Here is a 25,283-nt window from a genome sequence, read left to right as displayed (position 1 = left end):
CGGGTCGGGAGCGAACTGTCCGGACATTGCGGTTCCGTCTGCGCCTAAGCGCCCACCCCGGCCCGGGCCGCGAGCGCATGGTCCAGGCGCTCGTCCGGGGGCGCGATCTCGGTGACAAGGTCCTTCAGATGCGCCTTGTTGGGCAGCGGCTCGAGCTTCATCTCGCGCGGCTCAAGCCGGGCCGTGCAGGCGTATTCGACCTTGCCGTCGACCAGGATCATGCATTCCTTGCAGGTATTGGCGTTGATGCAGGAATGCCGAACGCTGAGGCTCGGATCGAGCTGGGCCCGCACATAGCGCAGCCCGTCCAGCACGGACGCGCCCGGCGTGTAGGGGATCTCATACAGGCTGGTGGAGGGCGGCTCGCCGGGTCTCCCCCGGCGGACGATCAGGCGGGCGGTCGCGCTCATCAGGCCACCTGCGAGAGTTCGGCGCCCTGGACGGGGGCTCGCCCGAGCACGAGTTCGTTTCCGGCGAGTTCCAGCGTCTGGTGCAGGGCCCAGTTCGACGCCATCAGCGGGTGGTCGTCGCGCTGGTGGGCGCCGCGGCTCTCCTGCCGGGCGAGCGCCGACCGGGCCACGGTCTTCGCCACCAGCAGCATGGACCGGAGGTCGAACCAGTCGAGCCGGGCCTGGTTGTAGGGCCCGGGCTGGCCGGGCGGCATGTCGCCGATCTCGGCTTCGAGTTCGGCGATCGCGGCCAGGGCTCGTTCGAGCCCGGCCGCCGTCCTGAACGGCCCCACATCGTCGGCCATCACGGCCTGGAGCCGCGTCATGGCGCCGGCGAGTTCCGCCTCGCCGCCGGCCCGTGCTGCCCGCACGAGGTCGAACGCCCCTGCGGGCGCTGGGGCGGGTGTCGCGGCCGATGCCCCCAGCGCACGGCGTCCGGCCTCGCGACCGGCCTCCCGCCCGAATACCAACGCCTCCGTAATGGCGTTGCCGGACAGGCGGTTCGCGCCGTTGGCGCCCGCAACCACCTCGCCGGCCGCAAACAGGTTTCGCACCCGGGTCTCCAGCCGGTTGTCCACCCGGACCCCGCCCATGTGGTAATGCGCGATGGGCGCGACCTCGACAGGCATCTGGCCCAGGTCGATGCCGTTCTTGGCCAACCGGTCGATCACGGGCCCGAAGGCCTCGCGCAGCGTCGCCTCGTCGAGATGCTGGAAGCTCAAGTAGGCGCCGCCGGCCGGGGAGCCCCGCCCGGCTTTGACCTCGCTCAGGATGGCGTGGGTCGCCCGGTCGCGGGTGACGTTGTACTGGCCGGCTTCCTGGTTGCCGTAATCGTTCATGAAGTCGCGGCCCTCGGCGTTGAGCAGACGGCCGCCGAGCTTGTAGCGGAACGGGTCCCACATGATCGGGTCCATGCCGACGAGGCGCGGCGCCAGGTGGCCGATCGGGAAGAACTGGACGAATTCCATGTCCATCAGCTCGGCGCCGGCCCGCAAGGCCAGCGCGTAGCCGTCGCCGCCCATGTTGGCCGAGGCGGAGTTGCGTCGGTAAAGTCGGGTCAGGCCGCCCGTCGCCAGCACCACAGCTCCCGCCTGGAGCTGAACCGGCCGGCCATCCGCGACCGAGACCGCGACCGCGCCGGTCACGGCCCCGTCCACGACCGTGAGGTCGACGATGCAGAGGTCGCCGATCCGGGTCACGCCGTCCTGCCGGATGACGCGGCCGCGCAGCGTTTTCGCGACCGCCGGCCCGGTGGACAGGAAGTCCACATACACGCAGCGGGGCCGATCGTGCCCAGGGGCATGCGCCTGGCGGATGGTGCCGTCCGGCTTGCGGGCCCAGCCGACCTTCCACCCGTCCAGCCGGCGGATTTCGCGGGCGCCGTGCTCGCAGACGAGTTGCGCCAGATGGGCGTCGCAGAGGCCGCGACCGGCCTGGATCGTGTCCGCGAAGTGGTGCTCCCAGTGGTCCGGCACCTCCTCGCCCAGCGCGACCGCAACCGTCATCTGGGCCATGATGGTGGCGCCGCTCCGGCCGACCAGGCTGCGGTCGGCCAGGATCACCCGGGCGCCCGCCTCCGCGGCCGCGAGGGCGGCCGTCATGCCGGCCGCTCCCGCACCGATCACCAGCACGTCCGTCTCGAGCCGCGCCGCCTTGTCCGCCCGATCGCCCATGCGAAGACCTTGCCTGTTCGGCCCCGGCATCTGCCGGCCGTCCGGGTCAACTTACGACGGCTCGCCGCCGAATGCATCGTCCCGCCGCGATGCTTGCTGCCCTGGGCTGATGGCCTCGAGCCTCTCCAGCAGGGCGCGGGGCACGTCGACGCCCTCCCGCACCGTCCGCTCCCGGGCCCGGTAGCGCCGGTCGGACGGCAGGCGCGTGCCCTCCTGCTCCAGAATGCGCCGAAACAGGCGCTCGCCGTGTTCGAGCTGGGCCGTGCGGTCGCCGCCCGCCGTGCAGCGCGCCGGGTCGATGGCGATCACGAACTCGCCGCCGCAGGGCGCGCCGGTGCCGGCCTTGTCGCGCGCGCCGGCCTCGAAGCTGAGCACATCGCCGACCAGCGGACCGGCCAAGAGCTCGATCATCAGGGCGATGGACGAGCCCTTGACGCCGCCGAAGGGCAATTGTGCGCCGGCCAGGGCCGTGCCGGCATCGGTGGTCGGCTCGCCGTCAGGCCCGATGGCCCAGCCTGCGGGCAGCGTCTGCCCCTCCTGCAGCCGGATCTGGATCTCGCCCCGGGCACTGGCGCTGGACGCCTGGTCGAACACGAGGGGCGGATGGCCGGCCGGGCGCGGCCAGCCGAAAGCCATCGGGTTGGTGCCGAAGAGCGGTTTGGTGCCGCCGGCCGGGGCCACATAGGGGGCAGACGACACGAAGGCGAGCGCCACGAGGCCCCGCTCGGCCAGCCGCTCGACCTCCGGCCAAAGCGCCGCGACGTTGTGGGCGTTGACCACGGCCAGGGCCGCGATGCCGTTTTGCCGGGCCCGCTCGGCCAGGGGCGCGTGGCCGAGTTCCAACGCCAGCGGAGCGAAGCCGAAGCCGGCATCGACCTGGATCACCGCCGGGGCGAGGTCGCGCAGCACGGGTTCGGCATCCGGCGAGGCCTGCCCGGCCCTCAGCGCGCCGATGTAGAACGGGATGCGGAACAGCCCGTGGTGCCGGCACTCGTCGCGCTCGGCCGCCGTGACGGTGCGGGCGATGGCCTCGGCGTGGGCCAGATTGAACCCGTGCGCGACGAGCAGCGCGCGCGCGGTCGCCTGGACCTCGGCCAAGCTCAATCTCACGGCCTCGCCCATGGCTCCCCTCACCTGTCTGCCCGGCGGGCCGGGACGGGCCTCTGCTGGCCGGCCAGCAACACGGTCCTCGGCCGGACCGAGGCACCGGGCGCACGAACCCGAAGTCGAGACGCCCGTTACCCGGACACCAAGCCCATGCCCTCCCAGGCTTGAACCTCGGGCCCGGCTCGCCTTGCGCGGCCGGGCCGCCCTTTCCTGAGCAGGCTATTGAACCGAGGCGCCCTCGCGGGCCCGGACGGCGTGCATCAGGGCCTCTTCGGCGGCGTCGCCGATCTCCACCAGCATCCCGATCGGAATCGGAATGTCGACGCGCTGGCCGTCGATGGTCTCGAAGCGCAGCACGGCCAGGCTCTCGCCCAGGGCGATCTCCTTCAGGTCCGTGCAGATCGGCAGTTGGAAGGGCCCGTCGCCCTCGAGGGGGATCTCGATCGGGTCGGGCGCTTTCGGTCGTACTGTGTCGGCGTCGTCGGGCATGGAGCACCCTGCGAGAGGTCTGAGAAGCCCTCAGCCTAACCTGTCGGAGCCGCTTTCGCGAGCCGGGGGTCAGCCAGCAGGCGGTCCACCCAGGCCGGCACGGAGGCGCTGGCAGGCCCGTACAGGTGCTCGTCGAACAGTCCCGCATTGTCCGACGGGTCGAGATTGATCTCGCAGGTCCGGATGCCGGACGCCCTCGCCTCGGCCACGAAACCGGCCGCCGGATAGACCGACCCGGAGGTCCCGATCGCGACAAACAGGTCGGCCCCGGCGAGCGCGGCGAAGATCTGGTCCATCCCGAACGGCATCTCGCCGAACCAGACCACATGGGGCCGCAGGCCGCCCCTCTGGCCGCAGGCCGGACAGGCGTCCCGGGTCCCGAGATCGCCGGTCCAGGCCGTGACCTCGGCGCACCGCATGCAGCGGGCCTTCAGGAGTTCGCCGTGCATGTGCAGCACGCGCCGCGACCCCGCCCGCTCGTGCAGGTCGTCGATGTTCTGGGTGACGAGAACGAGTTCGCCGCCGCGGCGCTCGAGCTCGGTTTCGAGCCTGGCCAGCGCGGCGTGGGCGGCGTTCGGCTCGGCCGCAAGCAGGTTCTGCCGGCGGGCATTGTAGAAGGCCTGCACCGTCTCGGGGTCGCGCGCGAACGCCTCGGGCGTCGCGAGCTTCATGGGGTCGAAGCGGGACCAGATGCCGGTGCCGTCCGGATCGCGGAAGGTGCCGAGACCGCTTTCGGCGGAGATCCCGGCACCGGAGAGAACGAAGATGCGCATCCGGCGTGAACGCGGTGGCAGGCCGGGCGTTCGGCCGAGATCCGGCCCGCCGCTCAGATGCGGTCGCTCGCCGGCCCGGTGCGTCGGCCGACCACCGTATAGGTCAGGCGCGGCGAGCCCCTGAACGGGTGCAAGTGGTAGGCGACGCGCAGGTCCTCGAAGCCGAGAACGCGCAACATCTCGCACACCGTCTCGGGCGGAATGATCCACCAGGTGTCGAAGCGCTCCTTCCGGGTGCTGCGCGGCACAAAGAACATGGGGGCGCCGAGATAGCGCCCGACATGGCGCAGCCAGCGATAGCGGCCCGGCAGGAGGTCGGTCACGACCACCGTCTCCCGGGTCAGCCGCAGCCCGCTATGCAGGGCCCTGAATGGATCGCGCAGATGCAGCAGGATGGCCCCGAAGATGGCCACGTCCACTGGCCCGACCGCATCCGGGATGGCGTAGACGGTGCCGCGCGCCAGACGAGCGCGGCTGCCGTTCAGGCGGTGGCTCAGCCAATAGGCTCGGTTGATGCTGTCGAGATGCTCCCGCATCATGCCGTCCACGGAGCCGAGATCGACGCCCGAATGGGGCACCGCGTCCCAGCGGTCGGTTGGCGACAGGTCGTAGGACACCACCTCGCCGCCGCGCCGCTCCGCCTCGAAGCTCAGGAAGCCGCTGGCCGAGCCGATATCCAGCACGCGCTTTCCCGCAAACGGCACATTCCCCAGATAGTCGCCGACCGTGGCCCGCAGGTCCCAATCCCCCGGCACGCTGCCGATCCCGGGCAGGTCGGTCGCATGGTAGAAGTGGCACCCCTCCGGTCCCTCCACGTGGCGCGGGGTGTCGTAGAGGGCGCTGGCGGAACGTTCGGCGTCGCTGCTCATGAATCTCGCTTCCTGCGACCGGGTCCGGTCCTGCTCGGGCCCGGGACGGTCGGCTTGGCCTTCCGGCGGCGCCCTTTATGCACTATGCGGCGGGGCGATTGCAGCCGGTCCAGCCGGCGACCCCAAGCTCGGGCCGGCAGGCCCCGGAAGGACAAGAGATGGCGAAGATCAAGGTGGCGAACCCGGTCGTCGAGCTGGACGGCGACGAGATGACCCGGATCATCTGGCAGGTCATCAAGGACAAGCTGATCCACCCGTATCTCGACATCGACCTGGAGTATTACGACCTCGGCGTCGAGCATCGCGACGCCACCAACGACAAGGTGACGGTGGATGCGGCCGAGGCGATCAAGCGCCACGGCGTCGGCGTGAAATGCGCCACCATCACGCCGGACGAGCAGCGGGTCGAGGAGTTCAAGCTCAAGGAGATGTGGAAGTCGCCGAACGGCACCATCCGCAACATCCTGGGCGGCGTCATCTTCCGCGAGCCGATCATCTGCAAGAACGTGCCCCGCCTCGTGCCGGGCTGGACGCAGCCGATCGTGGTCGGCCGCCACGCCTATGGCGACCAGTACCGGGCGACCGATTTCAAGGTGCCCGGCAAGGGCCGCCTCTCGATCAAGTTCGAGGGCGAGGACGGCCAGGTGATCGAGAAGGAGGTGTTCAAGTTCCCGGGCGCCGGCGTCGCCATGGCGATGTACAACCTCGACGACTCGATCCGCGACTTTGCCCGCGCCTCGCTGAATTACGGCCTGGCCCGCAAGTTCCCGGTCTACCTGTCGACCAAGAACACCATCCTCAAGGTCTATGACGGCCGCTTCAAGGACATCTTCCAGGAGGTGTACGAGGCCGAATTCAAGTCCAAGTTCGCCTCGCTTGGCATCACCTACGAGCACCGCCTGATCGACGACATGGTGGCCTCGGCCCTCAAGTGGTCCGGCGGCTATGTCTGGGCTTGCAAGAACTACGACGGCGACGTTCAGTCCGACACCGTGGCGCAGGGCTTCGGCTCCCTCGGGCTGATGACGTCCGTGCTCCTGACCCCGGACGGCCAGACCGTCGAGGCCGAGGCGGCGCACGGCACCGTGACCCGGCACTACCGCGAGCACCAGAAGGGCAAGGAGACGTCGACCAACTCCATCGCCTCGATCTTCGCCTGGACGCGGGGTCTCTCGCACCGCGCCAAGCTCGACGGCAACGCGCAGCTCGCCAAGTTCGCCACCACCCTCGAGACGGTCTGCGTCGACACGGTCGAGGCCGGCTACATGACCAAGGACTTGGCGCTGCTGGTCGGCGCCGACCAGAAGTGGCTCTCCACCACCGGCTTCCTGGACAAGGTGGACGAGAACCTGAAGGCGGCCATGAAGGTCTGAGCCCCGCGATGGCGGCCGAGGTCCTTTCCGTCTCGGCCGCCCGAGGCCACCGCTTCTCGAAGCCGAGGCAGCTCTCGGTCCGGCTCGTGGCCGGGTTGGGCATCCTCGGAGACGCCCATGCGGGCGAGACGGTGAAGCACCGCTCGCGCGTCGCCCGCGACCCGACCCAGCCCAATCTGCGGCAGGTGCACCTGATCGCGGCCGAGCTCTTCGCCGAACTGGCCGGGCAGGGCTACCCGATCGGGCCGGGCGACCTTGGCGAGAACATCACCACGCAGGGGATCGACCTGCTCGGCTTGCCGACCGGAGCCCGGCTGCGGCTCGGCCGGGAGGCCGTGGTCGAGGTGACGGGGCTTCGCAATCCCTGCATCCAGATCGATCAGTTCAGGCCCGGCCTGATGCAGGCCGTGCTGGGCCGGGCTCCGGACGGCAGCCTGATCCGCAAGACCGGCGTGATGAGCATCGTGATCGCCGGCGGCGACGTCGCCCCGGGCGACGCGATCACGATCGAGCTTCCGGCCGGCGCGCCGCGCCCGCTCGAGGTGGTTTGACGCGCCGCCGCGTCAGCTCGGCTTGATGCCGAGATCCCGCACCAGCCGCTCGTATTTGGCCGAATCCGCGCGCGCGAGCTCGCCCAGTTGTTCGGGGGTGCCGCCGATCGGCTCCACGATGCCCTTCGCGAACGCGTCCCGGAGCCTCGGATCATCGAGCGAGCGGGCGAAGGCGGCGTTCATGGTCTTGATGAGCTCGGGCGGCGTGCCGGGCGGGGCGAACGCCGCGTACCAAACGTCCAGCACAAGGCCCTTGTAGCCGGCATCCTCGAAAGTCGGGATATCCGGCAGCGTCGGCGCGCGTCGGCTGCCCGATTGGGCGATGATCTTGATGCTGCCCGAGAGGTGGTGCGGAATCAGCGCCGTCGGCCCGAGCAGCGCCGACTTGACGTGCCCGGCCACCAGGTCGTTCACGGCCTGGCCCGCCCCCCGGTAAGGGACGTGCTCCAGCCGGATGCCGGTCTCCTTGGCGAGCCAGCCCCCGAGGACGTGCTGATTGGAGCCGACCCCGCTGGATGCAAAGCCGACGCCGGGATTCGCCTTGGCATGGGCGACGTATTCCTGGAGGGAGCCGACGCCGAGCGAGGGATGCACTCCGAGCACGAGTGGCTGATGGCCGATGTCGATCACCGGCAGCAGCACCTTGGTGTAGTCGTGCGGGAGCTTGAGAATGTGCGGGGCGCTGGCGGCGTTGTCGTTGGCGATCAGGATCGTGTAGCCGTCCGGGTCGCTCCGCAGCGCTGAATCCATGCCGATCGTGCCGCCCGCGCCGGTGCGGTTCTCGACGATCACCTGCTGGCCGAGCTGGCGCGTCATCACCTCCCCGCATTGCCGCGCCACGAAATCGATCGCGCCGCCCGGCGCAAGCGGAACCACCAGGCGCACCGGCCGCTCGGGCCACTTCCCCTGAGCCCCGGCCGGCAGGGCCAAGGGGAGCCCTGTGCCGGCGAGCAGCGCCGAAGCTCCGGCGCGCCAGATGAACGAGCGTCTGCCCACGGGGCGCATTGGTCTACCTCCCTCGACTTGCCGTCTTCTTGGGAGGATCTTGGCACAGCCGGGGAAGCTTGACGATCCGTGCGCGTCTGCGACCAAGGGCGGGCAGCGAGGTGCGGCCGAGCACGCCGCGGGGGCACGAATCTGCCCAGGTTGGCGGGAGAGGAGGTCTCTCCCATGTTGCTGCTCAGGTTCCTCTTCGGCCTCGCCCCGCGGGGCGCGACCGTGTCCGAGCTGGCCCGCCAGCGGGTCGCTCGGCGAATTCAGATCGAAGCGCTGCTGCGCGACATCGCCGAACGGGACGGGTCCCGCCCGACCGCCTGACCAGGTGGCCTCAAGCCGCCCGGAGCGCCGCCCCGACGGCTTCGAGCGCGGCTTCCGCCTTGGCGCCGTCGGGCCCGCCGGCCTGGGCCATGTCCGGCCGTCCGCCGCCGCCCTTGCCGCCGAGCGCCGCCGCGCCAGCCCGGACGAGGTCGACCGCGTTGTTGGCCGCGACCTGATCGGCCGTGACCCCGACGATGAGGCTCGCCCGCTCCTCCTTGTCGACGGTGACGAAGGCGACCACGCCCGAGCCGACGCGCTTCTTCGCCTCGTCGACCAGCGGCTTGAGATCCCGGGCCGGCACGTCGCGCAGAACGCGAGCCAGGTAGTTCACGCCCGAGACGGTGCGGATCTCGTCCCCGCCCGCCGTGCCGGGGCCCGCCATGGCGAGCTTGCGGCGCGCGTCCGCGAGGTCACGCTCCAGGCGCCGACGCTCCTCGATCAGCCCGGACAGCCGCTCGCCGACCTCGGCCACCGGCGCCTTGAGCAGTCCGGCGACGTCCCGGAGGGCGCGGCTCTCACCGGCGAGATGGCGGCGCGCGCTCTCCCCGGTCAACGCCTCGAGCCGGCGGACACCCGCCGCCACCGCGCTCTCGGACAGAATGGCCACAACGCCGATATCCCCGGTGCGGGCCACATGGGTGCCGCCGCAGAGTTCGACGGAGAACACCCGGCCCTCCGCCTCCCGATCCGTGCCCATGGACACGACCCTGACTTCGTCCCCGTATTTCTCGCCAAACAGCGCCCGTGCGCCGGACGCGACGGCATCGTCGACCGCCATCAGCCGCGTGGTCACGGGCTCGTTCTGGAGCACGAGGCGGTTGGCGATGTCCTCGACGGCGGCGATCTCGGCGGGGCTCATCGGCTTCGGGTGGCTGAAATCGAAGCGGAGCCGGTCGGGTGCGACCAGAGACCCCTTCTGCGCCACGTGGTCGCCGAGCACGCGCCGCAGCGCCTCGTGCAGAAGGTGGGTCGCGGAATGGTGGCCCCGAATGCCGGCCCGGCGCTCGGTCGCGACGACGAGTTCGAGCGCCGCCCCAACCGCGACGCGGCCCTCCTCCACCGTGACATGGTGGACGAACACGTCGCCAAGCTTCTTCTCGGTGTCGGTGACGCGGGCCCGCAGCCCCGGCCCGATCAGCAGCCCGGTGTCGCCGACCTGCCCGCCCGACTCGCCGTAGAACGGGGTCTGGTTGAGGACCACGAGCCCGCTCTCGCCGGCCCCGAGCCCCTCGACCTCCTGCCCGCCCCTGACCAGGGCCGTGACGACGCCCTCCGCCCGCTCCGTGTCGTAGCCCAGGAATTCGGTCGCGCCGACCCGCTCGCGCAGGCCGTACCAGACCGCGTCCGTCGCGGCCTCGCCGGAGCCGGCCCAGGCCGCCCGGGCGCGCTCGCGCTGCTTTTCCATGGCCTGCCGGAAACCGTCGGTGTCCACGGTGACGCCGCGCGCCTTCAACGCGTCCTGCGTCAGATCGAGCGGAAAGCCATAGGTGTCGTAGAGGGTGAAGGCGGTCTCGCCGGCGAGGGACTGCCCGCGCGCGAGCCCGGCGCTCTCCTCCTCGAGAATGGCCAGCCCGCGCTCCAGCGTGCGCCGAAACCGCGTCTCCTCGAGGCGCAGGGTTTCCACGATCAGCGCCTCGGCCCGCACGAGCTCCGGATAGGCCTGGCCCATTTCCCGCACCAGCGCCGGAACGAGCCGCCACATGATCGGCTCGCGGGCGCCGAGCAGCTCGCCATGCCGCATGGCTCGCCGCATGATCCGCCGCAGAACGTAGCCGCGGCCCTCGTTGGACGGGAGCACCCCGTCCGCCACCAGGAACGACGAGGCGCGCAGGTGATCCGCGATGACGCGGTAGGAGGCCCGGGTGGCGGCATCGGGACCGCGGCCGATCGCATGCGAGACCGCGTCGATCAGGGTGCGAAAGAGGTCCGTGTCGTAATTCGAATGGACGCCCTGGAGGATCGCGGACATGCGCTCCAGGCCCATGCCGGTGTCGATCGAGGGGCGCGGCAGCGCGACGCGCGTGCCGGGCTCGATCTGCTCGTACTGCATGAAGACGAGGTTCCAGAACTCGAGGAAGCGATCGCCGTCCTCGTCCGGGGAGCCGGGCGGTCCGCCCTGCAAGGCAGGGCCCTGGTCGATGAAGATCTCCGAACAGGGTCCGCACGGACCCGTGTCGCCCATCTGCCAGAAATTGTCGGAGGTGCCGATGCGGATGATGCGGTCGTCGGAGAAGCCGGCGATGCGGCGCCACAGGGAGGCCGCCTCGTCGTCGTCGGCGTAGACCGTGACCAGGAGCCGGTCCTTGCTCAGCCCGAACTCGCGGGTGATCAGGTTCCAGGCGAGCTCGATCGCCTGCTCCTTGAAATAGTCTCCGAAGGAGAAATTTCCCAGCATCTCGAAGAAGGTGTGATGCCGGGCCGTGTAGCCGACATTATCGAGATCGTTGTGCTTGCCACCGGCCCGCACGCATTTCTGGGAGGTGGTAGCCCGGGAATAGGGTCGTTTCTCGACGCCGGTGAAGACGTTCTTGAACTGCACCATCCCGGCATTGGTGAACATCAATGTCGGGTCGTTGCGCGGGACCAGCGGCGAGGACGCCACCGCCTCGTGGCCGTGCTTCGCGAAATAATCGAGAAAGGCCGACCTGATCTCGTTGACGCCACTCATCGGTGGATGGACCCGTGCAGACGCGGCCGCCGGCCCCCGGCGGCTCCCGGCCCGCTTCTAGGGGCGGGTCAGGGGGATGTCGAGGGAACCGTCCCGGCCGGCTCCGGGAGCCCCGACGGGGAGGCGCCGTTGCGGCCTGGCCGAGGGCGGCGAGCGCCTCCGGAAAAGGCCGCGCGCTACGGCGCGCCCTCGTCGAGGTCGTCGTCGGTCGGGGTGGCGGTGTCGAGGATGCGGTCGGCCAGGAGCCCGGCATTTTGCCGGATGGCCGCTTCGATGCGATTGGCCATGCTCGGGTTGTCCCGCAGCAGCGCCTTCGCGTTCTCGCGCCCCTGCCCCAGCCGCTGGCTGTCGAAGGAGAACCAGGCCCCGGATTTCTCGACGATCCCGGCCTTGACGCCGAGATCGACCAGCTCGCCGACCTTGGAGATGCCTTCCCCGAACATGATGTCGAATTCCACCTGCTTGAAAGGCGGCGCCACCTTGTTCTTGACGACCTTGACCCGGACCGAGTTGCCGATCGCCTCGTCCCGGTCCTTCAGGGTCGAGATGCGCCGAATGTCGAGCCGGACGGAGGCGTAAAACTTCAGCGCGTTGCCGCCCGTCGTGGTCTCGGGCGAGCCGTACATGACGCCGATCTTCATCCGGATCTGGTTGATGAAGATCACCATGGATTTCGACTTCGAAATCGAGGCGGTGAGCTTGCGCAGGGCCTGGCTCATCAGGCGGGCCTGGGATCCCGGCTGCACGTCGCCCATCTCGCCCTCGATCTCGGCGCGCGGCGTCAGCGCCGCCACCGAATCGACCACGAGGACGTCGATCGCGCCCGACCGCACCAGCGTGTCGCAGATCTCGAGCGCCTGCTCACCCGTATCGGGCTGTGAGATCAGGAGGTCGTCGAGCTTCACGCCGAGCTTGCGGGCATAAACCGGGTCGAGCGCGTGCTCGGCATCCACGAAGGCGCAGACGCCGCCCTTCTTCTGCGCCTCTGCCACCGTGTGCAGGGCGAGCGTGGTCTTGCCCGAGCTTTCCGGCCCGTAGATCTCGATCACCCGTCCGCGCGGCAGGCCGCCGACCCCAAGAGCGATGTCCAGCCCGAGCGATCCGGTGGAGATCGATTCCACCTCGGCGATCTTGTCGTTCTTGCCGAGCCGCATGATCGAGCCCTTGCCGAACGCACGCTCGATCTGTGACAGCGCCGCATCCAGCGCCTTGGTCTTGTCCATGGATGGGCTTTCAATCAGACGCAGGGCGGAGGACATGCGCGCGGGTCCTTATGGCAGCGGGTGGAGTCGAACTCAACGAGCCGAACCGCGCCAATGTACACGTTTTGTTCTCATGCGCAACAGGTTTGCACGCCGAGCCGGCAGGGTTGGCGGGGCCAAAGATCCGGCGGTCCGGGCTCGTGAGCGGGGGGCGTGGTCTCCGGGCCAAACGAGGCTCTCCGACCGGCGCCTGGCTCCTGATCGCGGAGGTGGACCGCGCCGTCGCCGAGCCGGTCGTCACGCCTCGGCGCCTCGCCCGCCTCAAGCTCGCCAGGCCGGACGAAGTCCGGCCGGCTCGCCCTCGGATGGCCCATGGCTCTCCGGAGCGGCCTCGAAGGCGACCGTCTTCACCACGGCGAACACGGCGTCTCCGACCTGGAGGCCGAGCCCGTCGCGCGACTTGCGGGTGATGCGGGCCACCAGCGCGGCGCCGCCGCAGCGAAGGCGGATGTCGGTGGCGGCCCCGCCCTCCCGTCCGTCCGGCATGATCTCCGCCACGCGGGCTTCGAGAACATTGAGGGCGCTGAGGCCCTCCGGGCGCCGCAGGCTCAGCATGACGTCCCGCGCCAGCACCTGGATTCGCACGGTGGCCCCCTCCGGCAGAGCCACCCGCGGAAGGTGCAGGGGGCCGGCTGGGGTCGCCACCGTGGTGAGCCCGTAGCCCGCGTCATGGCCGACGATTCGGCCCGGCAGCACCGCCCCCGCGTCGCGCGACAGCCCGAGCGGCGCCACGTCGAGGCGGCCCAGCATCTCGGCGGCCTCGCCGGCCGCCACCAGCCGGCCGCCTTCGAGCACCACCAGCGTGTCGGCGAGCCGGGCCACCTCCGGCACGGAATGGGAGACGTAGACGATCGGAATGCCGGCCTCGTCGCGCAGCCGCTCGATGAAGGGCAGGATCTCGGCCTTTCGGGTCTCGTCCAGAGAGGCGAGCGGCTCGTCCATCAGCAGCAGGCGCGGCTTGGCCAGAAGCGCCCGTCCGATCGCGACACGCTGCCGCTCCCCGCCGGACAGGCCGCCGGGCCGGCGACCGAGCAGCGGTGCGAGGCCGAGAAGCGCCACCACGGCTTCGGTCGCAAGCCCGCCTTCGTGCCGGGGCGCGAACCAGCGCCCGAAGGCGAGGTTCTGCCGAACCGAGAGGTGTGGAAACAGCCGCGCCTCCTGGAACACGTAGCCGATGCGGCGCCGGTGCGGCGGCACGAAGATGCCGCGTTCCGTGTCGAGCAGGGTCGCGTTGCCGAGCACGACCCGCCCGCTCCGCGGCCGCAGGAGGCCGCCGATCACATTCACCAGCGTCGTCTTGCCCGATCCCGAGCGGCCGAACAGGGCGGTGACGCCGGCCGGGGCGCTGAAGGAGGCGGAGAGGTGGAAATCGCCCTGCGCATGCTCGACCGCAACGGAGAGGGCGCCGGTCACGCCGCAAGCCGCCGCGCCGCCGCGCGGGCCATCAGTTCCGACGCGACCAGGGCCGCCATGGACACGGCGACCGACACAAGCGTCAGCCGCATGGCGCCCGCCTCCCCGCCCGGGATCTGGGTGAAGGTATAGATGGCCGTCGGCAGGGTCTGGGTCTCGCCCGGGATGTTCGACACGAAGGTGATCGTGGCGCCGAACTCGCCCATGGCCTTTGCGAAGCACAGGATCGAGCCGGCGATCACGCCCGGCAGGATCAGGGGCAGCGTCACCACAAGCGCGACCCAAGCCCGGTTGGCGCCGAGCGTGCCGGCCGCCTCCTCCAGCTTGCCGTCCACGGCCTCGAGCGACAGCCGGATCGCCCGCACCAGCAGCGGGAAACCCATCACGGCGCCGGCCAGCGCCGCGCCTGTCCAGCGAAACGACAGCACGATCCCGAAATGGTCATGCAGGAACGCGCCGATCGGGCCGCGCCGGCCGAAGCCGAGCAGAAGCAGGTATCCGGTCACGACGGGCGGCAGGATCAGCGGCAGGTGCACCAGCGTGTCGAGCGCCGACTTGCCCCAAAAGCGGCCCCGCGCGAGCAGGTAGGCGACGGCAAGGCCGAGCGGCAGGCTGGCCAGCGTCGCGACGCTGGCCACGAGCAGGCTCAGCCGCAGCGCCGTCCACTCCTCCGGACGGAGCCAGTCCAGCATGTCAGGAGCGGGGTGCCGGCCGGCCGGTCGCCGTGAAGCCGTGGCGCGCGAAGGCGGCCGTCGCGGCCGGGCCGCCGAGATGGGCCAAAAACGCGGCCGCGTCGGAATGGGTGGAGCCCGCCGCCAGGGCGGCCGGGTAGACGATAGCCGGATGGCTGCCGGCCGGGAAGGTCGCGACGACCCGGACGTTGGGATCCGCCCGCGCGTCCGTGGCATAGACAATGCCGAGCGGCGCCTCGCCACGGGACACCAGCAGCAGCGCCGCCCGGACGCTCTCGGCCTGGGCGATCCTGCCCTTCACCGCGTCCCAGGCGCCGAGCTTCTCGAGCGCGGCCTTGCCGTATTTGCCGGCCGGCACGGCCTCGACATGGCCCATCGCCAGCCGGCCCGACCCGAGGGCTGCCGCGAGGTTCAGGCCTGGCCCCATGGCGAGCGTCACGGCCGAATCCTTCGGCGCGATGACGACGATGGCATTGCCCAGCAGGCTGACGCGGGTGCCGGGTCGGATCAGCGCCTTGCCCTCGAGGTAATCCATCCAGTCGAGATCGGCGGTGAAGACGAGATCGGCGGGCGCCCCCGCCTCGATCTGCTTCGCCAGCGTGTTGGACGCCGCATAGGAGATCCTGGGCGCGGGCCGACCGGATGTCGCCCACTCGGCGGCGATCTCGTCGAGTGCGGTTTTCAGGCTCGCGGCAGCGAACACGACCGGACCGGCGGGTGAGGCCGCGAGGCTGGCTGTTCCGGGCAGGAACCCGAGCAGCAGGAGGGCGAAGAGACCGGCCCGTCGAGTCGCCCGCATGGAGAGAAGCCCCGCCGATGTCGTCCGCGAGATACGACGCCGGCCCAGCCGCGTCCACCTGCGGCCGAGTCAGCTCTCCTCGATCATGCCCCGGATCCGGGACATCAGCGCGTCGACCTTGAAGGGCTTGGTTATCATCGCCATGCCGGGATCGAGGAAGCCGGAGGCGGCGGCCGCCGTCTCGGCATAGCCGGTGATGAACAGTACCTTGAGGCCCGGGCGCGTCACCCGGGCGTGATCGGCGAGCTGGCGCCCGTTCAGCCCGGGGAGGCCGACGTCGGTGACCAGGAGGTCGATCCTCTCCGCCCCTTGCAGGACGCGCAGCCCCGAGGGCCCGTCCGTCGCCTGCAGGGCGCGATAGCCCAGGTCGTGCAGCGCCTCGACCACCAGCTCCCGCACCACGCTTTCATCCTCGACGACCAGCACCGTGTCGCCGTCACCGCGCCGCATCTCGGCGGAAGCGTCCCGGCCCGTCTCCTCGACCAGATGCCCCGTGCAGCGGGGCAAATACAGGCTGATGGAGGTGCCCTGGCCGACCTGGCTCTCGATCTGGGCGTGCCCCTCGGATTGCCGGGCGAACCCATAGATCATGGACAGGCCGAGCCCGGTTCCCTGGCCGAGCGGCTTGGTGGTGAAGAACGGGTCGAAGGCCCGCGCGATCACCTCGGCCGGCATGCCGATGCCGGAATCGGCCACCTGGACGCAGACGTAATCCCGGGAGGCGGCACCCGGCGGCAGGTCGGAGCCGGTTTCGGGCGGCCGGCCGTTCCAGGTCCGGATCACGAGCGCCCCCCCGTCCGGCATGGCATCCCGGGCGTTGATGGCCAGGTTGAGAAGCGCGTTCTCGAGCTGGTGCGGATCACACAAGGTCAACCAGAGGTCGTCTGCGGGCTCGATCCTGAGGTCGATCGCCTCGCTGATGGTCCGGCGCAGGAGGTCGGACATGCCGTGGATCAGCGCGTTCACGTCGGTGGGCCGGGGGTCGAGCGGCTGCCGGCGGGCAAAGGCGAGCAGCCGATGCGTCAGCGCCGCGGCCCGGTTGGCCGAGGCCATGGCCATGTCGATGTAGCGGTCGAGATTCTCGGTCCTGCCTTTGCGGAGACGGCTCTGCAGCAGGTCGAGAGGGCCCATGATCCCGGTCAGGAGATTGTTGAAATCATGGGCGATGCCGCCGGTCAGCTCGCCGACGGCCTCCATCTTCTGGATCTGGCGGAGGTCGGCCTCCATGCGGGCGCGCTCTTCGGCCTCCTTGCGCAGGCGCTCGTTCGCGTCGGCAAGTTCGGCGGTTCGTGCGGCGACCTGGCGCTCGAGCGTGGCGCCGGCGTCCCGGAGCTGCGCCGCCTGGGTCTCGAGCTCGGCATGGAGCGCCACGACGCCGCGATTCGTCTCGGCCAGTTCGCCGTTCAGCCGCCGTGCCTCCTCCTCGCGCTCCGCCAGTTCGGCGAGGCTGCGAAGCAGTTCCCGGTTCTGCTCGCGCAGCACGACGCCGGGCTCGTCGCCGCGGCTTCGGGTGACCCGTTCGGCCACCGTCGCGACCTTCGGGCCGGTCAGCGCCGGACTGCCGGCCGGAATGCGCTTGGCCAGGGTCACGGCGGTGCCGCGGCCGAGCTCCGAGCGCAGGTCGAACCTGTCCATGAGCCGGCGGGCGCCCGCGATGCCGGCCCCGAGCCCGGTGGCGGAGCGGTACTGCCCGTCCACGATGGCCTGGATGTCGGCGATGCCGGGGCCCTGGTCGGACACCCGCAGGACGAGTTCCTGACCGGCCCCTCCCTCGTCGATGCCGAATTCCACCTTGCCGCCGCCGGCATAGCCGTAGGCGTTGCGGGCGATCTCCGAGAGAGCTGTCGCGATTCGGGTCTGGTCCTGGACGCCGAAGCCCAGCTCCTCGGCGATCCGGCGGGCCCGCTGGCGGACCGCCACGACGTCGTCCTCCACAGTGACCGGCATGGTGACCATCGGCCACTTCATGCAGCGGCTCCTCGGACCACCAGCACCGTCGCGTCATCACGCCCGCGCGTGAAATCGCGGTAGATCACCCCCGCGACGAGGCTCGGGTGAGCGCCGGTCAGGCCCGGATAGCGATCCAGCGCCCAGCTGGTCCCGATCCCGTCCGAGCACATGACCAAGTGGTCCCCGGGCGCAAACGGATACTCGAAGTCCTGGATGCGGCGGACCACGTGGCCGGCCGTGCCGGCCAGGGACACGGTGCGCCTGATCTCCCCCTGGGCCAGCACGGCTCCCGCCACGTTGCCGACCCCGGAAAACACCAGCACGCCGCGTTCAGGCTCGTAGCGGGCAACCGAAACGGCCCCACCGCGCGTGTGGCGCAGGCCGGCATGGATCGCGCTCAAGATGCCGGCCGGCCGGGGCTCCCGGCAAGCCTGGAACAGCCGAACGGCCTCCTGCGAGGCCTGCGCCGCCTGAGGCCCGTGGCCGAGCCCGTCGGCCACCATCACCGTCCAGCCGTCGCCGTCGCCGTCGCGCCGGGTCGCATACGCGTCGCCGCAGACGGTCTCGCCCCGCAAGGGCACGGCGACCGCCCCGAAGCGCGGCGGCGGGCTCATTCCCTTGATCGGGGACGCCTGGACACGGGCCAGCACGGCGAGCCCCTTGCCCGGCCAGGACGCGATGTCGAAGGCGGAGGACTGGCGCTTGACGGATCCGAGGCCCGTGCCGGCGCTGCCGCCCGTGGAATGCCCGTCCCGCAGCGCCGCCTCCACACTGGCGAGGCCGGCCCCCTTGTCGAGTGCCAGGAGTTCCACACCGGCCCCGGTCTCGTCCTCGAAGGCGTCGAGCAGGATCTCGCCGCCCGCGCCATATTTGACGATGTTGGTGGCGAGTTCGGTCGCCACGATGGCGACCCGGCCGCGGGCCGTCTCGTCGAAGCCGAGCCGCTGCGCCACGGCCGTGGCCCGGCGACGAGCCTCCGCCACCTGGCTCGCTTCTGTCACCGGGACGGAGATCATCGTCATTTCCAGCGCGCGATGGTCACGCGCGTTCCGACACCGACCGTCGATTCGATATGGAACTCGTTCGACAGGCGCTTGGCCCCGCCAAGGCCAAGGCCGAGTCCGCCGCCCGTGGTGAAATGGTCCGCCAACGCCTTGGCGAGGTCCGGAATGCCCGGGCCCTGGTCCTCGAAGGTCAACCGGACACCCCGGCGGGCGCCCTCATGGACGACCTCGACCCGAGCCTCGCCGCCGCCGCCGTAATCCAGCGTGTTGCGGGCGAGCTCGCTCGCCGCCGTGACGATCTTGGTCTGATCGACAAGGCTGAGTCCGATCTCGATCGCGCGGGTCCGCACCGTCTGGCGCACCCGCACGACGTCCTCTCCGGACCGGATGGGGAGACGGTCAGTCTTCGCGACGGGCACGCGCGCTCCGGGCCTCGTCTTTGCTTTCGTCCAACCTGGACCGGATCAGGGCCATGCCACGCTCGATATTCAGGGCCGTCTTGATGCCGGTGAGTTCGAGGCCAAGTTCGACCAGCGTGATCGCCACCGCGGGCCGCATTCCGACCACGACGGTGTCGGCGTCCAGCACCCGCGACACCGCCGCGATGTTGTCCAGCATGCGGCCGATGAACGAATCCACGATCTCGAGGGCCGAGATGTCGATCAGAACGCCGCGGGCGCCCGTGGACGCGATCTTGGCCGTGAGGTCCTCCTCGAGGGCCAGAGCCAGCCGGTCGTGCATGTCGACCTGGATGGTGACGATCAGCGCGCCACCGAGCTTGAGGATCGGGATCCGGTCCATCGGGTCAGGTTCGATCTTCGCCGGTCGGGGCGGGCGCCTTGGCCCGCACCACCGCCCGGCCGGTGCGCCGGAGCGCGAGCGCGAAAGCGTCCGCGAGCGTGGCCTTCGAGACCACGTTCAGCTCGACCCCGAGATGGACCATGGTTTGGGCGATCTGCGGCCGGATGCCGGACACGATGCAATCGGCTCCCATCAGGCGGGCTGCGGCGATCGTCTTCAGCAAGTGCTGCGCCACCAGGGTGTCGACCGTCGGCACGCCCGTGATGTCGATGATGGCGATCTCCGCCTCCTCGTCGACGATGGCCTGCAGCAGGTTCTCCATGACAACGCTGGTCCTGGAGCTGTCGAGGGTGCCGATCAGTGGCAGCGCCAGGATGCCGTCCCAGAGCTGAACCACGGGGGTCGACAGCTCGGCGATCTCCTGCCCCTGACGGCCGATCACCTCCTCGCGGCTCGCCAGGAACACCTCCATGGTGTGGAGGGACAGCTGGTCGAGCAGCCGGCTGATGGGCCACGCCCGGGCCGCAAGCGAGGGATCGCCCGTCCCATTCAGGGCTTCGACGATCGGGTCCTTGGCGGCCAGGATGAAATGGGCGGTCTCTGCCGGTGTGAAGCCCTGCAGGGCGCGGGAGCGCGAGATGTCCCCCAGCATGTCCCGCAGCGGCGCGAACGCCTCGCTCTTCGCGTCGGAGGCACCGGATCCGAGGGCATCCCGCAGGTGCTGCAGCATGGCCTGCGCCTGCGTCCTCAGCTCCGCGTCCCGAATGCGCCCGGTCTGGGGTGAGTCGCCGGCGTTCAGGCTCTCGAGCCAGCTCCTCAGGATGCGGGGCTCCTCCTTCGCCAGCACGCTCAGGAGGGCATCGCTGGAGTCTGTCACCATGTGGCTATTCCTGCAAACTCGACCATGCCTCCCGAGCCAGACCCCTGCCAGGGCGCGGTCGATAGGCAACCGGGAGGTGACCCGCTTACCTGCACCGGGGCCCGGAGCAAAGCGGAGCCTGAGCGCCGCCCCTCCAGGGGCCGCACTTGGCCCGTCCCGTTCGCTGCCGCATACTCGCCTGCAGCCGCCGCCAGCAGCCAATCGCGACCTCGCTCGGGACCGGCGGCGCGTCCGGCCTGCGGCTGAGATCATCAGGGAGTCGCCCGTGCGTCCGCTTCAAGACATCCGCATCCTGACCCTGGAGAGCTTCGGCGCCGCTCCCTACGGGACCATGATGCTGGCCGATCTCGGTGCGGAGGTGATCAAGATCGAGAACCCCGGCTCCGGCGGGGACGCCTCGCGGGCCGTCGGGCCGCACATGCTGGGGCCCGGCGACAGCCAGTATTTCCAGTCCTTCAACACCAACAAGCGCAGCGTCGCGCTCGACCTGTCGCTGCCGGAAGGACGGCGCGACTTCGAGGCCCTGGTCCGGACGGCGGACGCGGTCGCGAACAACCTCCGGGGCGACCTGCCCGAGAAGCTGAAGCTCGATTACGCCAGCCTGTCACCGATCAACCCGGCGATCGTCTGCCTCCACATCTCCGCCTATGGCCGTGACAATTCCCGCCGGGCCTGGCCGGGCTACGACTTTCTCGCCCAGGCCGAGACCGGGCTCATGAGCATGACGGGCGAGCCGGACGGCCCGCCCTGCCGGCTCGGCGCGTCCATGATCGACTACATGACCGGCATCACCGGGATGGTCGGGCTCCTGAGCTGCCTGCTGCAGGCCAAGGCGACCGGCCGCGGCTGCGATGTCGACACCAACCTATTCGACGTGGCCGCGCACCAGCATGCCTATGCGGCGACCTGGCACCTGAACACCGGCGAGGTGCCGACCCGGCTGCCGCGGGGCGCACACGCCTCGCTGTCGCCCGTGCAGTCGATCCGCACGGCGGACGGCTGGATCTACCTGATGTGCATGAAGGACAAGTTTTGGGAGGTGCTGGTCGACCGCATCGGCCGCCCGGAGCTCAAGGCCGATCCGCGCCTGTGCAGTCAGGCCGCCCGGCGCGCCAATCGCGACCTCATGACCCGCGAACTCGACGCCGCAATGTCGGCCCGGACCACGGATGCCTGGCTCGAGATCTTCGCCGGCGCCATCCCGGCGGCCCCGATCTACGCCGTCGACGAGGCCTTCCAAAACCCCTTCATGGCCGAGACCGGCATGGTCACGGCCGTCGACCATCCGGCTGCCGGTTCGCTCAAGGTCCTGTCCACCCCGCTCAGGGTGAATGGCGAGCGGCCGGCCAAGGCCGCCTGCCCGCCCCTCGGCGCGGACAACGCCCGCTACCTCGACGCCCCGTCCCGCGACGCGGCAGGCTGACGGCTTTGCGCCCGCAACGGTGAGCGAGCGAGCGGAGCGCCGCAGCCGTCTCGCGAGCGCAGCGAAGCAACCCCGAGCGGCGCAGGCCGACCCCTGGGTTGCTTCGCCCACCCGCCATGACGGCGAGGCGGGCGGCCGCCCCTAGCTGAAGTAATCCTGCAGCGGCCGCACTTCGAGTTCGCCCGAGCGGTAGGCCCGGATGCCTTCCGCGGCCGCCACGGCGCCGGCGAGCGTCGTGTAATACGGCACCTTCGAGAGCAGCGCGGCGCGGCGGAGCGAGCGCGAATCCGACAGCGCCCCCGCCCCTTCGGTGGTGTTGAGGACGAGCTGGATGTCGCCGTTCTTGATCGCGTCGACGACGTGCGGGCGGCCCTCCAGCACCTTGTTGATGCGGGCGGCCTCGACGCCGTGCTCGGCCAGGAAGCGCTGGGTGCCGCGGGTCGCGACGATCCGGAACCCCTCGCCGCTGAGCATCCGGATGGCGGGCAGGATGCGGTCCTTGTCCCCGTCCCGCACGGAGACAAAGACGGTGCCGCCGCGCGGGACGTCGGTGCCGCCGCCGAGCTGCGACTTGGCGAAGGCCGTGCCGAAATCCCGATCGAGCCCGATCACCTCGCCCGTGGAGCGCATCTCCGGCCCGAGCAGGACGTCCACGCCCGGGAAGCGGGCGAAGGGGAACACCGCCTCCTTCACGCCGATATGCTTCAGCTCCTTCTTGACCAGGCCGAACGAGGCCAGGCTCTCGCCGGCCATGATCCGGGCCGCGATCTTGGCGATCGGCTCGCCGATGACCTTGGCCACGAAGGGCACCGTCCGGGAGGCGCGCGGGTTCACCTCCAACACGTAGATGGCCCCGTCCTTGATCGCGTACTGGACGTTCATCAGGCCGCCGACCTCGAGCGCGAGGGCGAGGTCCCGGGTCTGCCGCTCGAGTTCGGCCACGAGTTCGGGCGACAGGGAGCGCGGCGGCAGCGAGCAGGCCGAATCGCCGGAATGGATGCCGGCCTCCTCGATATGCTCCATGATCCCGGCCACGAACACGTCGCGGCGGTCGCACAGCGCGTCCACGTCCACCTCGATCGCGTCCGACAGGTAGCGGTCAAACAGCAGTGGGTTCTGCCCCAGCACCGTGTTGATCTGCCCGGTCTTGTCGTTCGGGTAGCGGGACTTGACGTCGCTGGGGATGAGCGAGGGCAACGTGCCCAGGAGGTAGTCGGCAAGCCCCTCCTCGTCGCGGATAATCGCCATGGCCCGCCCGCCCAGCACGTAGGACGGCCTGACCACGAAGGGCAGGCCGAGCTGGGCGGCGACGAGCCGGGCCTGCTCCACCGAATAGGCGATGCCGTTCATCGGCTGCTTCAGGCCGAGCCGGTCCAGCAGGCGCTTGAACCGGTCCCGGTCCTCCGCGAGGTCGATGGCGTCCGGGGTCGTGCCGAGGATCGGCACGCCCTCGCGCTCCAGGGCTTCGGCGAGCTTCAGCGGCGTCTGGCCGCCGAACTGGACGATGACCCCGTGCAGGGTCCCGGCCCGCCGCTCGGCCCGGATGACCTCGAGGACATCCTCCTCGGTCAAAGGCTCGAAATAGAGCCGGTCCGACGTGTCGTAATCCGTCGACACGGTCTCCGGGTTGCAGTTGACCATGATGGTCTCGAACCCGGCATCGCGCAGGGCGAAACAGGCGTGGCAGCAGCAATAGTCGAATTCGATGCCCTGGCCGATGCGGTTCGGCCCACCGCCCAGGATCATCACCTTCTTGCGGTCGCTCGGAACGGCCTCGTCGGCGAGTTCGCCGGCGAAAGGCGGCGCGTAGGTCGAGTACATGTAGGGCGTGGGCGAGGCGAACTCGGCCGCGCAGGTGTCGATGCGCTTGAACACGGGCCTGACGTCGAGCCGGTCACGCAGCGCCCGCACCTCCTGCTTGGTGGTGCCGGCCAGCACGGCGAGCCGCGCGTCGGAGAAGCCCGCCGCCTTGAGCTGCCGAAGCGCGCCCGGCGTCTGCGGCAGGCCGTGCGCCTTCACGCGCCGCTCCAGATCGACGATGCCCTGGAGCTGGTCGATGAACCAGCGGTCGATGCGGCAGCTCTCGTAGATCTCCTCGTGGCTCCAGCCCATGCGCAGCGCCTGGGCGACCTGGAGCAGCCGGTCCGGGGTGGCCGTGCCGAGCGCGGCCTTGACGGCGTTGCGGTCGTCGCCGCGGCCGAGCCCCTCGATCTCGATCTCGTCGAGCCCGTCGAGCCCCGTCTCGAGGGAGCGCAGCGCCTTTTGCAGGGATTCCGGAAAGGTGCGGCCGATGGCCATGGCCTCGCCGACCGACTTCATGGCGGTGGTCAGCGTCGGCTCGGCGCCCGGGAACTTCTCGAAGGCGAAGCGCGGGATCTTGGTGACCACGTAGTCGATGGTCGGCTCGAACGAGGCCGGCGTCGCCCCGCCCGTGATGTCGTTTTCGATTTCGTCCAGCGTGTAGCCGACCGCCAGCCGGGCCGCGACCTTGGCGATCGGGAACCCGGTCGCCTTGGAGGCGAGCGCGGACGAGCGCGACACGCGCGGGTTCATCTCGATCACGATCATGCGGCCGTTCTCGGGATTCACCGCGAACTGCACGTTCGAGCCGCCCGTCTCGACGCCGATCTCGCGGAGCACCGCGATCGAGGCGTCGCGCATGATCTGGTATTCCTTGTCGGTCAGCGTCAGCGCCGGCGCCACCGTGATCGAATCACCGGTATGCACCCCCATCGGGTCCACGTTCTCGATGGAGCAGACGATGATGCAATTGTCCGCCCGGTCGCGGACCACTTCCATCTCGTATTCCTTCCAGCCGAGCACGCTCTCCTCGATGAGGACCTCGTTGGTCGGCGAGGCGTCGAGCCCGCGCTCCACGATGTCCAGGAACTCGGCCCGGTTGTAGGCGATGCCGCCGCCAGTCCCGCCCATGGTGAAGGAGGGCCGGATGATGGCCGGCAGCCCGACCTCGGCCAGGGCCTTGAGGGCCTCGCCGAGCGCGTATTCCTGGTAGCGCTTGCGGCGCGTGTTCTCGCCCCGGTTCCACTCCGCCTCGAAGGCGGCCACCGCCTCGGGGCTCCCGGCCGCCTCGCGCTCCGCGAGATGGCGCGCCCGGTCGGCGGTCTTCAGCGCCGAGGCGTTGGCGAGGCGCGATTTTGGCGTGTCGAGCCCGATCTTGGTCATCGCCTCGCGGAAGAGCTGCCGGTCTTCCGCCTTGTCGATTGCCTCCGCATCGGCGCCGATCATCTCGACCTCGAAGCGCTCGAGCACGCCCATCTTCTTCAAGGACAGGGCGGTGTTGAGCGCCGTCTGACCGCCCATGGTGGGCAGGAGGGCGAAGCCCTTGGTGCGGTCACCACGCTCCTTCTCGATGATCTTGGCGACAATCTCGGGCGTGATCGGCTCGACATAGGTGGCGTCAGCGAGGTCCGGGTCGGTCATGATCGTGGCAGGGTTCGAATTGACCAGCACGATGCGGTAGCCCTCGGCCCGGAGCGCCTTGCAGGCCTGGGTGCCGGAATAGTCGAACTCGCAGGCCTGCCCGATCACGATCGGCCCGGCGCCGATGATCAGGATGGTGGAGATGTCGGTGCGTTTGGGCATGGGACCTCGCGCCCCCGGGACAGGGCGACTCGTGAGCTGCGCGCAACCGCGCCCCCGCGCGCTGCGGCGGTCGGTCAGGCAAGGGTCGGGCTAGGCGGGCCGTGTAGCAGGGGCGGGACGCGGGGGGAAGCGCGGCGGGGCGCCCTGCACCGCCAAGCCGCAGCCGGAACCGGGCGGGACGGCGGCT

The 25,283-nt window shown here is 70.4% G+C and carries 21 protein-coding genes and 2 pseudogenes; 4 read left to right on the top strand and 19 right to left on the bottom strand.

The features are described 5' to 3' along the window. Positions 1–44 precede the first annotated feature (44 nt). The 6 genes from JWR86_RS10535 to JWR86_RS10510 all read right to left on the bottom strand — a co-directional run bounded on the left by JWR86_RS10535 (position 45) and on the right by JWR86_RS10510 (position 5,360). Complete coding sequence (locus tag JWR86_RS10535) at positions 45–410, bottom strand: 2Fe-2S iron-sulfur cluster-binding protein (RefSeq protein WP_299564747.1); 366 nt, start codon at positions 408–410, stop codon at positions 45–47. Beyond that, entirely contained in the window at positions 410–2,122 is a 1,713-nt protein-coding gene (locus JWR86_RS10530) for an FAD-binding protein (RefSeq protein ID WP_299564744.1), read from the bottom strand. Before JWR86_RS10530 ends, JWR86_RS10535 begins: the two co-directional genes overlap by 1 nt. Before the next feature lie 51 nt (positions 2,123–2,173). Continuing rightward, positions 2,174–3,232: an Ldh family oxidoreductase gene (locus tag JWR86_RS10525; RefSeq protein ID WP_299564741.1), complete on the bottom strand. Its 1,059-nt coding sequence runs from the start codon at positions 3,230–3,232 to the stop codon at positions 2,174–2,176. A 216-nt stretch (positions 3,233–3,448) separates the two neighbouring features. Then, complete coding sequence (locus JWR86_RS10520) at positions 3,449–3,718, bottom strand: hypothetical protein (RefSeq protein WP_299564738.1); 270 nt, start codon at positions 3,716–3,718, stop codon at positions 3,449–3,451. Positions 3,719–3,753: 35 nt separating this feature from the next. Next, positions 3,754–4,491 (bottom strand): NAD-dependent deacylase, encoded by a 738-nt coding sequence (locus JWR86_RS10515; RefSeq protein ID WP_299564735.1) that lies wholly within the window; start codon positions 4,489–4,491, stop codon positions 3,754–3,756. 53 nt (positions 4,492–4,544) lie between these two features. Then, positions 4,545–5,360, bottom strand: a complete 816-nt coding sequence (locus JWR86_RS10510; protein WP_299564732.1) for a hypothetical protein — start codon at positions 5,358–5,360, stop codon at positions 4,545–4,547. A 158-nt stretch (positions 5,361–5,518) separates the two neighbouring features. Between JWR86_RS10510 and JWR86_RS10505 the strand changes: the two genes are divergently transcribed. Together JWR86_RS10505 and JWR86_RS10500 are read left to right on the top strand one after the other, a co-directional pair. Beyond that, a complete protein-coding gene (locus JWR86_RS10505) occupies positions 5,519–6,733 on the top strand; it encodes an NADP-dependent isocitrate dehydrogenase (protein WP_299564729.1) in 1,215 nt (404 codons plus the stop codon). An 8-nt stretch (positions 6,734–6,741) separates the two neighbouring features. After that, a complete protein-coding gene (locus tag JWR86_RS10500; protein ID WP_299564725.1) occupies positions 6,742–7,284 on the top strand; it encodes an MOSC domain-containing protein in 543 nt (180 codons plus the stop codon). A 12-nt stretch (positions 7,285–7,296) separates the two neighbouring features. On the opposite strand, the gene JWR86_RS10495 is transcribed toward JWR86_RS10500, so the two are convergent. Next, complete coding sequence (locus JWR86_RS10495; protein ID WP_299564722.1) at positions 7,297–8,289, bottom strand: tripartite tricarboxylate transporter substrate binding protein; 993 nt, start codon at positions 8,287–8,289, stop codon at positions 7,297–7,299. Positions 8,290–8,454: 165 nt separating this feature from the next. Between JWR86_RS10495 and JWR86_RS10490 the strand changes: the two genes are divergently transcribed. Continuing rightward, on the top strand, positions 8,455–8,601 hold the full coding sequence (locus JWR86_RS10490) for a hypothetical protein (protein WP_299564719.1): 147 nt from the start codon (positions 8,455–8,457) through the stop codon (positions 8,599–8,601). A 10-nt stretch (positions 8,602–8,611) separates the two neighbouring features. Here the strand turns inward: JWR86_RS10490 and alaS are convergent, their stop codons facing one another. The 11 genes and pseudogenes from alaS to JWR86_RS10435 all read right to left on the bottom strand — a co-directional run bounded on the left by alaS (position 8,612) and on the right by JWR86_RS10435 (position 20,070). Next, a complete protein-coding gene (alaS, locus tag JWR86_RS10485) occupies positions 8,612–11,269 on the bottom strand; it encodes an alanine--tRNA ligase (RefSeq protein WP_299564716.1) in 2,658 nt (885 codons plus the stop codon). A 176-nt stretch (positions 11,270–11,445) separates the two neighbouring features. Continuing rightward, positions 11,446–12,528 (bottom strand): recombinase RecA, encoded by a 1,083-nt coding sequence (recA, locus tag JWR86_RS10480; RefSeq protein ID WP_299564712.1) that lies wholly within the window; start codon positions 12,526–12,528, stop codon positions 11,446–11,448. 264 nt (positions 12,529–12,792) lie between these two features. Beyond that, positions 12,793–13,944, bottom strand: a complete 1,152-nt coding sequence (gene modC / locus JWR86_RS10475) for a molybdenum ABC transporter ATP-binding protein (RefSeq protein ID WP_299564709.1) — start codon at positions 13,942–13,944, stop codon at positions 12,793–12,795. Further along, positions 13,941–14,636, bottom strand: a complete 696-nt coding sequence (gene modB, locus JWR86_RS10470) for a molybdate ABC transporter permease subunit (RefSeq protein WP_299564706.1) — start codon at positions 14,634–14,636, stop codon at positions 13,941–13,943. Before modB ends, modC begins: the two co-directional genes overlap by 4 nt. 1 nt (position 14,637) lies before the next feature. After that, positions 14,638–15,435, bottom strand: coding sequence for a molybdate ABC transporter substrate-binding protein (modA, locus tag JWR86_RS10465; RefSeq protein WP_299564702.1), 798 nt, complete (start codon positions 15,433–15,435; stop codon positions 14,638–14,640). Between the two features lie 69 nt (positions 15,436–15,504). Further along, positions 15,505–16,650: pseudogene (locus JWR86_RS10460) on the bottom strand (ATP-binding protein); the annotation flags it as partial. A gap of 372 nt (positions 16,651–17,022) precedes the next feature. Next, positions 17,023–17,382, bottom strand: a pseudogene (locus JWR86_RS10455) (ATP-binding protein); the annotation flags it as partial. Between the two features lie 17 nt (positions 17,383–17,399). Then, a complete protein-coding gene (locus JWR86_RS10450) occupies positions 17,400–18,401 on the bottom strand; it encodes an ATP-binding SpoIIE family protein phosphatase (RefSeq protein ID WP_299564699.1) in 1,002 nt (333 codons plus the stop codon). 2 nt (positions 18,402–18,403) lie between these two features. Continuing rightward, the gene (locus JWR86_RS10445) at positions 18,404–18,808 is read right to left on the bottom strand and encodes an anti-sigma regulatory factor (protein ID WP_299564696.1); all 405 of its coding nucleotides are present in this window, start codon (positions 18,806–18,808) and stop codon (positions 18,404–18,406) included. Continuing rightward, positions 18,789–19,190, bottom strand: a complete 402-nt coding sequence (locus JWR86_RS10440; protein ID WP_299564693.1) for an STAS domain-containing protein — start codon at positions 19,188–19,190, stop codon at positions 18,789–18,791. Before JWR86_RS10440 ends, JWR86_RS10445 begins: the two co-directional genes overlap by 20 nt. A 4-nt stretch (positions 19,191–19,194) precedes the next feature. Further along, on the bottom strand, positions 19,195–20,070 hold the full coding sequence (locus tag JWR86_RS10435) for an STAS domain-containing protein (protein WP_299564690.1): 876 nt from the start codon (positions 20,068–20,070) through the stop codon (positions 19,195–19,197). A gap of 265 nt (positions 20,071–20,335) precedes the next feature. Between JWR86_RS10435 and JWR86_RS10430 the strand changes: the two genes are divergently transcribed. Next, entirely contained in the window at positions 20,336–21,493 is a 1,158-nt protein-coding gene (locus JWR86_RS10430) for a CoA transferase (protein ID WP_299564687.1), read from the top strand. A 141-nt stretch (positions 21,494–21,634) separates the two neighbouring features. Here JWR86_RS10430 and carB read toward each other — a convergent pair whose 3' ends face one another. Further along, positions 21,635–25,096, bottom strand: coding sequence for a carbamoyl-phosphate synthase large subunit (gene carB, locus JWR86_RS10425; protein ID WP_299564684.1), 3,462 nt, complete (start codon positions 25,094–25,096; stop codon positions 21,635–21,637). Between the last annotated feature and the right edge of the window lie 187 nt (positions 25,097–25,283).

Origin of the sequence: Enterovirga sp., from assembly GCF_028290205.1 — a bacterium.
In the GTDB taxonomy this organism is placed as follows: domain Bacteria; phylum Pseudomonadota; class Alphaproteobacteria; order Rhizobiales; family Beijerinckiaceae; genus Enterovirga.
This window is presented reverse-complemented; position numbering and strand designations above follow the sequence as displayed.